The following is a 10,937-nucleotide window of genomic DNA, read 5'->3' as shown; positions in this document are numbered from 1 at the left end:
CTGATCAGCGGCGGAGCGCCGGATTCGTCGCGCGATCCGTACTGGATCCGCGCTTCGCGTGTCGTGGGCGCTGCCCGCGCGGACCTACCTTCGCCCCACCACGCACGAAGGAGGCCGCGTCAATGACGACGAACAGCACCACCGCCCCGGACCTGTCCTGGATCGACGACATCACCATGGCCCAGCTGGAGCGCAACCCGTACGAGCCGTACGAACGGCTGCGCCGCGAGGCCCCGCTGGCGTACGTGCCGGTGCTCGGCTCATACGTGGCGACGACCGCGGAGATCTGCCGCGAGATCGCCACCAGCCCAGACTTCGAAGCCGTCATCACCCCGGCCGGCGGACGTACCTTCGGCCATCCGGCGATCATCGGGGTGAACGGCGACATCCACGCCGACCTGCGCTCGATGGTCGAGCCCGCGCTGCAGCCGGTCGAGGTCGACCGGTGGATCGACGACCTCGTCCGCCCCATCGCCCGCGGCTACCTGGAGAAGTTCGAGAACGACGGCCGCGCGGAACTCGTCTCCCAGTACTGCGAACCGGTCAGCGTCCGTTCCCTCGGCGACCTGCTCTGGCTGCAGAGCGTCAGCTCGGACAAACTGCGCGAATGGTTCGCGAAACTGAGCCGGTCCTTCACCAACGCGGCGATGACCGAGGACGGCGAATTCGCCAACCCGGAGGGGTTCGTCCAGGGCGACGAGGCGAAGGCCGAGATCCAGGCGACGGTCGACCCGCTGATCGACCGGTGGATCGCCGAACCCGCCGACACCGCGATCTCGCACTGGCTGCACGACGGGATGCCGCCGGGCAAGACCCGCGACCGCGAATACATCTACCCGACGATCTATGTGTACCTGCTCGGTGCGATGCAGGAACCGGGCCACGGCATGGCCTCGACGCTGACCGGCCTGTTCAGCGAACCCGACCAGCTCGAGCAGGTCGTGGACGACCCGGCGCTGATCCCCCGCGCGATCTCCGAGGGGATGCGCTGGACCTCGCCGATCTGGTCGGCCACCGCGCGGATCTCGACCAAGGCGGTCACCGTCGCCGGGGTCGACCTGCCCGCGGGCACGCCGGTGATCCTGTCCTACGGCTCGGCCAACCACGACACCGGCGTCTACGAGGCCCCGACCCGCTACGACCTGCACCGTCCCCCGCTGCCGCACCTGGCGTTCGGCGCCGGGAACCATGCCTGCGCCGGGATCTACTTCGCCAACCACGTCATGCGGATCGCGCTGGAGGAACTGTTCGAGTCGATCCCGAACCTCGAGCGCGACACCTCCTCGGACGTCGAGTTCTGGGGCTGGGGTTTCCGCGGGCCGACGTCGCTGCACGTCGCCTGGGAGGCCTGACATGTCCTTCACCGCGACCGTCGGCGGCCGGGAAGTGGCGTGCGGGCCGGACCAGCCGATGCTCGACGCCTTCCTCCGCGCCGGCGTCTGGATGCCGAACTCCTGCAACCAGGGCACCTGCGGCACCTGCAAGCTGCGCGTGGTCGACGGCGCCGTCGACCACCGCGACTCCCCCGCCGACACCCTGACCGAGGACGAGCGGGCGGCGGGCCTGGCACTGGCCTGCCAGGCCCGGCTCCGCTCGAACGTCGTCGTCGAAACCTCAGGCGGCGCCGCCCGGGCTACGCACCCGTTGCGCGATCTCACCGCGACCGTCCGCGAAATCCAGGACATCGCCCGCGACACCCGACGGCTGCGGCTCGGCCTGCCCGAACCGCTGGCGTTCAACGCGGGCCAGTACGTCGAGCTGACCGTGCCCGGCACCGGCGTGCGCCGCCAGTACTCGCTGGTCAACACCGCCGACGAGGACAAGGTCCTGGAACTGCACGTCCGTCTGGTGCCCGGCGGGGCGGCCACCGAACAGTGGATCTTCGCGGGGCTCTCCGTCGGAGAACAGGTCCAGGTCACCGGCCCGCTCGGCGATTTCTTCCTGCCGCCCGAGGACGAGGACGACGGCGACCCGATGGCGCTCATCGGCGGCGGCACCGGCCTCGCCCCGCTGATCGGGCTGGCCCGCACCGCGCTGTCCCGGGACCCGAGCCGGAAAGTGGTGCTGTACCACGGAGTTCGCGGTGCGGCCGACCTCTACGACCTCGACCTGATGGCCGAACTCGCCGACAGCTACCCGGGTTTCTCGTTCCTTCCGGTGCTGTCGCACGAACCCGGGAACAGCACGTATCGCACCGGTTTCCCGACCGACCAGTTCCTCGAGGACGTCCCCAGCGCCCGCGGCTGGTCCGGCTGGCTCTGCGGGCCGCCGCCGATGGTCGACGCCGGCGTGAAGGCGTTCAAACGCCGCCGCATGGCGCCGCGGATGATCCACCGGGAGAACTTCACTCCGGCCGCTGCCGCCACCTCAAGTCCGTGAAGGGCTCCTTGAGGGAACCAGATTCCCTCAAGGAGCCCTTCACGGACCGCAGCGCCGAGTTCCGGGTCAAGGCCGGTTCGGTTCGTCCTCGGCGCAGCTGATCAGCAGCTGCGCCGTGTGCGCGATGTGGTCCCGGAGCCGTTCGGCCGCCAGGTCCGCGTCGCGCGCCAGTGCCGCTTCGAGGATCGCCTTGTGCTCGCCCGGCACGTCCCGGTCGGGTTCCTGTCCGAACGAGACTGACCACTGCCGGTACAGCTCGGCTTCCTCGCGCAGCCCGCGCGCGGTGGCGACCAGCCTGCGGTTGCGGCAGCCGTCGAACAGGGCCAGGTGGAAGTCGGAGTGCGCGGCGACCCAGGCGTCGGCAGGGCGGTCCGGGTCGACGGGGTCGGTGAACGGGGTCCGCTCCAGCAGGTGGTGCGCGGCCACCGCGCGGGCCTCCCACTGCACGTCGCCTTCGAGGATCGACAGCCGCAGCACCAGCGATTCGATCTCCAGGCGCGCCTTCGTCAGGTCTGCGAGATCCTCGTGCGACAGCGGCGTGACCGTGTAGCCAAGGTGCGGCCTGGTTTTCACCAGCCCCTCGGCGGTCAACCGGGTGAGCGCCTCGCGGGCCGCGCCGACGCTCGTCGAGTACCGCTCGCACAGTTCGGGAAACTTGAGGCGCTGCCCGGGAATCATCCGGCCGCCCAGGATGTCCGCCCGGAGCTGCTGGTAGACGCCCTCGGCGCGCGTCGTGTCCCCTGCCATGGCGTCCACTCTAGCGGATACGAATCCTCTGGCAACTTTCGAAAGTTTGTTGCCTCATCGAATCTCAGCGCGTACAACTGGAGGGCACCGAAGCCGGACGCGAAGGAGCCCCGCATGAAAGTCGCCACTGTGGACGGACGACTGGCACTGGTCACCGCACCGGGAAAGGCGGTGGACGCGGCCGAGGCCAGCGGCGGGCGGTTCGGCCCGGACGTCCAGCAGGCCTACGAGCGCTGGGCGGAGCTGTCGGAATTCGCCGCGACGATCGGCGCGGGCCACGCGCTCGAACGGCCGGTCAGCGACGAGCAGCTGGGCAATCCGGTCCCGGCGCCGCGCCAGGTGTTCGCGATCGGCCTCAACTACGCCGACCACGCGGCCGAATCGTCCTTCGCGGTGCCCGAGACGCCGCCGGTGTTCACCAAGTTCCCGACCTGCCTCAGCGGCCCGTACGGCGACGTCGTCATCCCGGACGGCGGACACGTCGACTGGGAGGTCGAACTCGTCGCGGTCGTCGGCAAGCGCGCCGAACGAGTCGCCGAGGAGCAGGCTTGGGACTGCGTCGCCGGGCTGACCGTCGGGCAGGACATCTCCGAACGGCTGCTGCAGCTGGCCGGACCGGCCCCGCAGTTCAGCCTCGCCAAGTCCCATCCCGGGTTCGGGCCGCTCGGCCCGGTGGTCGTGTCGCCGGACGAGCTGCCGGATCGCGACGACCTCGAACTCGGCGCGCTCGTCAACGGCGAGCAGGTGCAGAAGGGCCGCACCTCGCAGATGGTGTTCTCCGTGCCCGCGCTGATCGCCCGGCTGTCCGCGGTGACCCCGTTGCTGCCCGGCGACGTCATCTTCACCGGCACCCCGTCCGGCGTCGGCATGGGCCGCACGCCGCAGCGCTACCTCAAGGCGGGCGACCAGCTCGTCAGCTACGTCCACGGCATCGGCGAACTGCGGCAGCGGATGGTCGCCGCTTAGCGAAAGGGCTGGACAATGGGACTGCACCGGTTGAACTCGCTCGTCGTCGGCGTGCCCGACGTCGCCGCGACCGCCCGCTACTACCGCGATTTCGGGCTCGCCGAGGACGCCGACGGCTGGTTCAGCACCCGCGACGGCGGCCGTCAGCTGAAGATCGTCCACGCGCCGCGGCGGCGGCTGATGGAGCTGAGCATCGGCGCGGACGACCCGGACGATCTCGCCCGCATCCGCGGCCAGCTGTCCTCTTTGGACATCCAGGCCGACATCGCGGGCGGCACGCTGGTCACCCGCGAACCGGTCACCGGATTCCAGGTGGTCGTGCGGATCGCCGAACGGCTGCACCAGGATCCCGAGCCGCCCACGCCGTACAACGGACCCGGGAGGCTGGAGCGCACGAGCACGCGGGCGCCCGGCGTGCTGCGCACCGGACCGGTGCGTCCGCGCAAGCTCGGCCACGTCGTCGTCGGTTCCCCCGACCACGAGCGCACGATCCGGTTCTTCACCGCCGGCCTGGGCTTCAAGACCAGCGACGCGATCAAGGGGCACGGCGCTTTCATGCGCTGCTCGACCGACCACCACAACGTGCTCGCGCTCGCCGCGCCGGTCGCCTTCCTGCACCACACGTCGTGGCAGGTCGAGGACGTCGACGAGGTCGGCCGCGGCGCGACCGCGATGCTGGAGGACCATCCGGAACGGCACGTGTGGGGCCTCGGCCGCCACCACGCCGGGTCGAATTTCTTCTGGTACCTCAAGGATCCCGCGGGCAACTTCTCCGAGTACTACTCCGACATGGACAGCATCCTCGACGACCAGCTCTGGACGCCGGAGACGCTGGAAGGCGCCAAGGGCCTGTTCAACTGGGGCCCGCCGCCCCCGCCGTCGTTCCTGCGCCCCGACGATCTCGCCGCGCTCATGACCGGCGCGCACCAGGCCGGCTGACCCGGCCGTCCCCCTTCCTTCCCGCTGACTGGGCGCGGCCCAGGAGGTCGATCCGTCATGCCTTCTTTCGAAACCGACGTACTGGTGGTCGGCGCCGGCCCCGCCGGCCTGACCGCGTCCGCCCTGCTCGCCGCGCAGCGCGTGCATGCCGTCACGATCACCAAATACCCGGGCACCGCGCATTCCCCGCGGGCCCACATCACCAACCAGCGCACCATGGAAGTCTTCCGCGACCTCGGCATCGAGGACGCCGTGCGGGAAGTCGCGGTGCCCAACGAGCTCATGGGCGACAACGTCTGGGCGACCAGCTTCGCCGGACAGGAACTGGCCCGGCTCAAGACCTGGGGCAGCGGCACCGCGCGGCACGCCGACTATGCTGCCGCCAGCCCCAGCGCGATGTGCAACATCCCGCAGCACATCCTCGAGCCGGTGCTCCGCGCGGGAGCCGAGCGGCACGGTGCCGACCTCCGGTTCTCGACCGAACTGGTGCGGATCTCGCAGATGGCGGACGCGGTCCACGCGGTGGTCCTCAACCGGGAAACCGGTGCTGAGCAGGAAATCGTCGCGCGGTACGCGATCGGCGCGGACGGCGGCCGCAGCACCGTGGCCGACCAGCTCGGCTTCGTATTCGACGGCGAGTCCGGGCTCGGCCGCGCCGCGAATGTGTGGCTGGAAGCCGATCTCACCCGCTACACCGCGCACCGGCCCGGGACGCTGTACTGGATGTGCCAGCCGGGCAACGACTACTGGGTCGGCTCGGGCACGTTCATCTGCGTCAAACCGTGGACCGAATGGGTCATGCTCTTCATGTACGACCCGGCCGAAGGCGAGCCCGACCTCTCCCCCGACGCCGTCCGCGCGCGAGCGTCGACCATCATCGGCGACCCGGACGTCGAGGTCCGGATCAAGGCCGTCAGCGAATGGCAGATCAACCACCTGGTCGCGCGTTCGTACCGGCGCGACCGCGTGTTCCTCGCCGGGGACGCCGCGCATCGGCATCCGCCCGCGAACGGCCTCGGCACGAACACCTCGGTGCAGGACGCGTTCAACCTGGCCTGGAAACTCGCCGCGGTAGTCCGCGGCGAGGCCGGGGAAGCGTTGCTGGACACCTACGACGCGGAACGGCAGCCGGTCGGCAAGCAGGTGGTCGACCGCGCTATGCGCAGCGTCGAGGACATGCGGCCGATTTCGCAGGCATTCGGCTTCCGTCCCGGCCAGACTTCCGAGGAGGGATGGCGCAGCCTCGACGGCCTCACCGCGGACACCCCGGACGGCCGCGCCCGCCGCGCCGAACTGCGCGCGGCAGTCGAACTGCAGAACTACCAGTTCAACGCGCACGGCGTCGAACTCGGCCAGCGCTACGCCTCGGCCGCGGTAGCCTCCGACGGCACGCCATGGCCGTCCCCCGCCCGCGACCCGGAGCTGTACTACCAGGCCACCACCCAGCCCGGCGCCCGCTTGCCGCACGCGTGGCTCGAACACGCCGGAACTCCCGTGTCCACTATGGACATCACCGGTCACGGCCAGTTCACCGTGCTCACCGGCATCGGCGGACAGGACTGGCTGGAAGCGGCGGCCAAGCTCGCCACCGAATTCGGGATCGAACTGGCTTCCCGCCAGATCGGTCTCGGCTGCGAATACACCGACCCGCTGGGCGACTGGGAGCGCGTGCGCGAGATCAGCGAACGCGGCTGCCTGCTTGTCCGCCCGGACCACCACGTCGCCTGGCGCAGCGCCGACCTCGCCGACGATCCCCTCGGGACGCTGCGCGACGTGCTCCGCCAGGTGCTTGCTCGATAACCGGAAGGAAATGTCATGGTGCACAACGAAGTCACCGTCGACCGCAAGGCAATCGCCGAAACGTATTTCAAGGACATGGACGCGGGCGAGGACTTCCTCGGCCTCTTCGCCGACAACGCCTACGTCTACTTCCCGAAGCACGAACCCGCGCGCGGCATCGCCGAGATCAAGCAGCTGTTCGCGGACGTGTTCGTGCTGTTCTCCTCGATCGTCCACGAGGTGCCCTACTTCAACTACATTCAGCAGGGCGATCACATCGTCGTCGAAGGCATCACCCACGGCGTGCTCGCCGACGGCACCTCGTGGCGGGCGACCGAGGGACTGGGCGGCCGCTTCTGCAATGTGTTCGAAATCCGCGACGGCCGCATCCAGCGCCTGCACATTTATCTCGACCCGGACTACGGCGACGCGGACTCGGGTCGTTACCCGTGGCTGCGGAACGCCAGCGCGTGAGCCGTTCCGCGTTCAGAGGTCGATGACGACCTTGCCGTGCACGTGCCGCCCCGACTGCAGCTCGACCGCGGCCCGGATCTCCTCGACCGGGAAGCTCGCCGCGATCGGCACCCGGAGCCGTCCCGCCGCCACCAGCTCGGCGATCTCCTCGATGGCGCCGGGCGCGGCGTTGGCCCCGTTCGCCGGAGTGATCCCGTCGATCTGGCCGGCGATGGTGGTGATGCGTTCGTCCGGCACACCGAGTTCGCGGGCCGCCCGCGCCGTTTCCGCCCCATGCAGATCCATGGCCGCGGTGACGCCGGCGGGTGCCAGCGCACGGACCCGGTCGACCAAGCCGTCGCCATAAGCGACCGGCTCGGCCCCCAGCGCGCGCAGGGCGTCGGCCGAGGACGCCGACCCCGTCCCGATCACTCGCGCACCGGCGAGGCGGGCGAGCTGGACAGCGAACACGCCGACCCCGCCTCCCGCGCCGCCGACCAGCACCGTGTCGCCCGGGCCCGGGTTGACCACCGCCAGCGCCGCGGCCGCCGTGCAGCCCGCGATCGCCAGCGCGGCAGCGGTGCGGTCGTCGACGCCGTCCGGGGTGCGGTGCGCATCGCCGCCCACCGCGATGGTTCCCGCGACGTCCACGACGACGTAATCGGCGACCGCACGGGACAGCGCGCCGCCGAACACCCGGTCGCCGACCGCGAACTCGGTCACGCCGTCGCCGATCTGGTCCACGGTCCCGGCGTAATCGGTGCCGAACCCGCACGGCAGGCTCAGCCCGAACCGCGCGGCGGTCTCCGCGTCCGAGGTCATGAACCAGTCCATCGGGTTCAGCCCCGCCGCGGCGACCCGCACGCGAAGCTGCCCCGGACCGGCCTGCGGCACTGGCACTTCGCGCACCCTCAGAGCCTCCGGCCCGCCGAAGGTCTCGAACTGCACCGCCCGGCTCGCTTCTTTCCCGCTCACGTGGCTCCTCCGATTCCAGGAAACGGACTATGCTCCGTTTACGTCCTCGAATCTAGCACAAGTGGAGCGTGATCCGTTTTGGCTGCCGCGAAGTCCCCCCGGGCAGACGCGACCCGCAACCGCCGGCAACTGCTGGACGTCGCGACCCGGCTGTTCGCCGCGGCCGGGACCGAGCCGTCGATGCGCGCGATCGCCGCCGAGGCCGGGGTCGGCATCGCCACCCTCTACCGGCACTTCCCCACCCGCGAGTCGCTGGTCGACGCGGTCTACCAGGACCAGGTCTCGCGGCTCACCGCCGGCGCCGAGGACCTGCTCGCCCGCCTCGGCCCGGCAGCCGCGCTGCGCCGCTGGATGGACCTGTTCGGGGACTGGATCGCCACCAAGAACGGCATGCTGGACACGCTGCTCGCGATGGTCGAATCCGGCGAGATCGCGCACGCCCACACGAGAACCGAACTTCTCGCCGCCATCGACGGCCTCCTCGAAGCCGGGCGCGCCAGCGGCGAACTCCGCGCCGACGTCCCCGCCGAAGACATCGCTGCCGCACTCATCGGCATCTTCACCGTGGCCGGTTCCGCCGAACACAAGGCGATGGCGGGTCGGCTGCTGGACCTTTTGCTGGACGGGCTCCGGGCTACCGCCTAGCCGTCGGGGGCTCCAGTGCGCTCAACACCGACTGGTGCGTGATCCAGCCGGTCAGCGGCGGCAGCTCGGCGAGGTCGCCCACTTGACCGGCCTGGTCCTCGGCCACCGCTTCGGGTAGCGGCCGTCCTCGTCGATCACCGGCAGGATCCCGTGACCGGTTCCGCCGAGCACAAGGCGATGGCAGATCGGCTGCTGGACGGGCTCCGGGCTACCGCCTAGCCGTCGCGGGCTCCAGCGCGCTCAACACCGACTGGTGCGTGATCCACCCGGTCAGCTCATCAGTCCCGGTCAGCACCGGAAGCCCAGTCCCCGGAGCCTGGGCAAGCGCGTCGAGCGCATCGGCAAGCGTGGAATCGCTCGTCACCAGCGGCGGCAACTCGGCGAGATCGCCCACCTGGCCCGCCTGGTCCTCGGCCACCGCCTCGGCGACCGCGCGGGCGGTGGCACAGCCCTGGTAGCGGCCGTCCTCGTCGATCACCGGCAGGATTCCGTGGCCGGACAAGGCGAGCGCGTGCGCGGCCAGTTCCAGCGGCAGGTTCTCCCGCAGCGGCTCCGGAAGCGGTTCGGTGACCGCGGAGACCTTGGTGCCCGCCAGTCGTTGCGCGGACGGGTGTTTGTCCAGATCGATGCCGCGACGGCGCAGTTTGAGCGTATAGATCGTGTCCCGGCTCAAAGCCTTGCTCACGGCGGTCGCGATCACGATCGCGGTCAGCATCGGCAGAATCACCGTGTACTGCCCGGTCAGCTCGAACAGCACGATCACCGCCGTGATCGGGGCCCGCGCCGAACCGGCGAACGCCGCGCCCATCCCGATCAGCCCGTACACCCCCGGCGACGCGGTCACCGACGGGAACAACGCGTGCACCGCGATCCCGAACGCCGTGCCCGCCATCGCCCCGATGAACAACGACGGCGCGAACACCCCGCCCGACCCGCCGATCCCGATCGTCAGACTGGTCGCCACGATCTTCCCCAGCATCAGCACCAGCAGGAAACCGAACAGGTACTTGCCCTCGACCGCGTTCTGCAGCACGGGATAGCCCACCCCGTACATCTGCGGCAGCGCCAGCAGCAGCCCGCCGAGGAAGATCCCGCCCACCGCCGGGCGCAGCCACTCCGGACCCCGCCACAACCGGTCGCACAAATCCTCGATCCAGTACAGCACCCGCGTGAACAGCACCCCGCACGCGCCGACCACCAACCCCAGCACCACGAACAGCAGATACTCCACCGGACTCCGCAACGAGAACGGCGGCAGATCCAGGAACGGCGCGTTCCCCAGCACCGCCCGCCCCACCACGCTCGCCGTCACGCTCGCCAGCACCACCGCCCCGAACGACTCCGCCGCGAAATCCCGCAGGATCAGTTCCATCGCGAAGAACGGACCGGCCAGCGGTGCGTTGAAGGTTGCCGCGATCCCGCCCGCCGCGCCGCACGCCACCAGCACCCGCAGCCGCGACTCCGGCAGCCGCGCCGCCCGGCCCAGCGCCGAACCCAGCGCGGATCCGATCTGCACGATCGGGCCTTCCCGGCCCACCGAACCGCCGGAGCCGATCGTCAACGCCGACGCCAGCGCCTTCACCACGCTCACCTGCACCGGAATCCGCCCGCCCCGCTCCGCGACCGCGTACATCACCTCCGGCACCCCGTGCCCCCGCGCCTCCGGAGCGAACCGGTACACCAACGGCCCGTACACCAACCCCGCCAACACCGGGGCCAGCAACAAAAACCACGGACCCAGCGCGGGGAACCACGAATGCGCCTCGCGTCCGGCCGCCGAATAGTCCGCGTGCCCGGAAAACACGTGCGTGAACGTGGTGATCAACCACCGGAACACCACCGCGCCCAAACCGGCGCCCGCGCCGATCAGCACCGCCAGCCCGACCAGCCCCGCCCGGCTCTCCCGCACCCACCGGCCTACCGGCTGGCGCACCGGCACGACCAGCCCGCGTTTCCCCGCACTCTCACCCGACGACATTGATGCAGTATGCAACAATTGCGCACGGACATGGTTGCGGGATCGCTCACACCAAGCGCACTAAGGGTTTTCGTCC

The 10,937-nt window shown here is 70.4% G+C and carries 10 protein-coding genes; 7 read left to right on the top strand and 3 right to left on the bottom strand.

The features are described from left to right. The first annotated feature begins 122 nt into the window (after nucleotides 1-122). Both WA670_RS23690 and WA670_RS23685 read left to right on the top strand, forming a co-directional pair. Nucleotides 123-1,352: a cytochrome P450 gene (locus WA670_RS23690; RefSeq protein ID WP_336158867.1), complete on the top strand. Its 1,230-nt coding sequence runs from the start codon at nucleotides 123-125 to the stop codon at nucleotides 1,350-1,352. 1 nt (nucleotide 1,353) lies between these two features. Next, entirely contained in the window at nucleotides 1,354-2,379 is a 1,026-nt protein-coding gene (locus WA670_RS23685) for an FAD-binding oxidoreductase (protein ID WP_336158865.1), read from the top strand. A 66-nt stretch (nucleotides 2,380-2,445) separates the two neighbouring features. Here WA670_RS23685 and WA670_RS23680 read toward each other — a convergent pair whose 3' ends face one another. Beyond that, nucleotides 2,446-3,126 (bottom strand): GntR family transcriptional regulator, encoded by a 681-nt coding sequence (locus tag WA670_RS23680; protein WP_037806357.1) that lies wholly within the window; start codon nucleotides 3,124-3,126, stop codon nucleotides 2,446-2,448. Between the two features lie 114 nt (nucleotides 3,127-3,240). Between WA670_RS23680 and WA670_RS23675 the strand changes: the two genes are divergently transcribed. The 4 genes from WA670_RS23675 to WA670_RS23660 are packed head-to-tail and all read left to right on the top strand — an operon-like array spanning nucleotide 3,241 to nucleotide 7,284. Further along, a complete protein-coding gene (locus tag WA670_RS23675) occupies nucleotides 3,241-4,092 on the top strand; it encodes a fumarylacetoacetate hydrolase family protein (protein ID WP_037806359.1) in 852 nt (283 codons plus the stop codon). A gap of 15 nt (nucleotides 4,093-4,107) precedes the next feature. Further along, nucleotides 4,108-5,031 (top strand): VOC family protein, encoded by a 924-nt coding sequence (locus tag WA670_RS23670; protein WP_336158863.1) that lies wholly within the window; start codon nucleotides 4,108-4,110, stop codon nucleotides 5,029-5,031. Between the two features lie 57 nt (nucleotides 5,032-5,088). Beyond that, a complete protein-coding gene (locus WA670_RS23665) occupies nucleotides 5,089-6,831 on the top strand; it encodes an FAD-dependent monooxygenase (protein ID WP_037806361.1) in 1,743 nt (580 codons plus the stop codon). A gap of 15 nt (nucleotides 6,832-6,846) precedes the next feature. Further along, entirely contained in the window at nucleotides 6,847-7,284 is a 438-nt protein-coding gene (locus WA670_RS23660; protein ID WP_037806362.1) for a nuclear transport factor 2 family protein, read from the top strand. A gap of 12 nt (nucleotides 7,285-7,296) precedes the next feature. On the opposite strand, the gene WA670_RS23655 is transcribed toward WA670_RS23660, so the two are convergent. After that, nucleotides 7,297-8,238, bottom strand: coding sequence for an NADP-dependent oxidoreductase (locus WA670_RS23655; RefSeq protein ID WP_336158862.1), 942 nt, complete (start codon nucleotides 8,236-8,238; stop codon nucleotides 7,297-7,299). 78 nt (nucleotides 8,239-8,316) lie between these two features. On the opposite strand from WA670_RS23655, the gene WA670_RS23650 reads away from it, so the two are divergent. After that, complete coding sequence (locus WA670_RS23650; RefSeq protein ID WP_134662858.1) at nucleotides 8,317-8,883, top strand: TetR/AcrR family transcriptional regulator; 567 nt, start codon at nucleotides 8,317-8,319, stop codon at nucleotides 8,881-8,883. Between the two features lie 208 nt (nucleotides 8,884-9,091). Here the strand turns inward: WA670_RS23650 and WA670_RS23645 are convergent, their stop codons facing one another. Next, nucleotides 9,092-10,861: a chloride channel protein gene (locus WA670_RS23645; RefSeq protein WP_336158861.1), complete on the bottom strand. Its 1,770-nt coding sequence runs from the start codon at nucleotides 10,859-10,861 to the stop codon at nucleotides 9,092-9,094. Nucleotides 10,862-10,937 lie beyond the last annotated feature (76 nt).

This window comes from Amycolatopsis sp. VC5-11 (assembly GCF_037034185.1).
Classification (GTDB): Bacteria; Actinomycetota; Actinomycetes; order Mycobacteriales; family Pseudonocardiaceae; genus Amycolatopsis; species Amycolatopsis nivea.
Note: the sequence above shows the minus strand (reverse complement) of the source record. Positions and strands in the feature narration are given on the sequence as shown.

Bases quoted from the DNA above. Each gene is read 5' to 3' on its own strand.
- WA670_RS23660 (WP_037806362.1), top strand. From the start codon at position 6,847: ATGGTGCACAACGAAGTCACCGTCGACCGCAAGGCAATCGCCGAAACG.
- WA670_RS23675 (WP_037806359.1), top strand. From the start codon at position 3,241: ATGAAAGTCGCCACTGTGGACGGACGACTGGCACTGGTCACCGCACCG.
- WA670_RS23690 (WP_336158867.1), top strand. From the start codon at position 123: ATGACGACGAACAGCACCACCGCCCCGGACCTGTCCTGGATCGACGAC.
- WA670_RS23685 (WP_336158865.1), top strand. From the start codon at position 1,354: ATGTCCTTCACCGCGACCGTCGGCGGCCGGGAAGTGGCGTGCGGGCCG.
- WA670_RS23665 (WP_037806361.1), top strand. From the start codon at position 5,089: ATGCCTTCTTTCGAAACCGACGTACTGGTGGTCGGCGCCGGCCCCGCC.
- WA670_RS23645 (WP_336158861.1), bottom strand. From the start codon at position 10,861: ATGTCGTCGGGTGAGAGTGCGGGGAAACGCGGGCTGGTCGTGCCGGTG.
- WA670_RS23680 (WP_037806357.1), bottom strand. From the start codon at position 3,126: ATGGCAGGGGACACGACGCGCGCCGAGGGCGTCTACCAGCAGCTCCGG.
- WA670_RS23670 (WP_336158863.1), top strand. From the start codon at position 4,108: ATGGGACTGCACCGGTTGAACTCGCTCGTCGTCGGCGTGCCCGACGTC.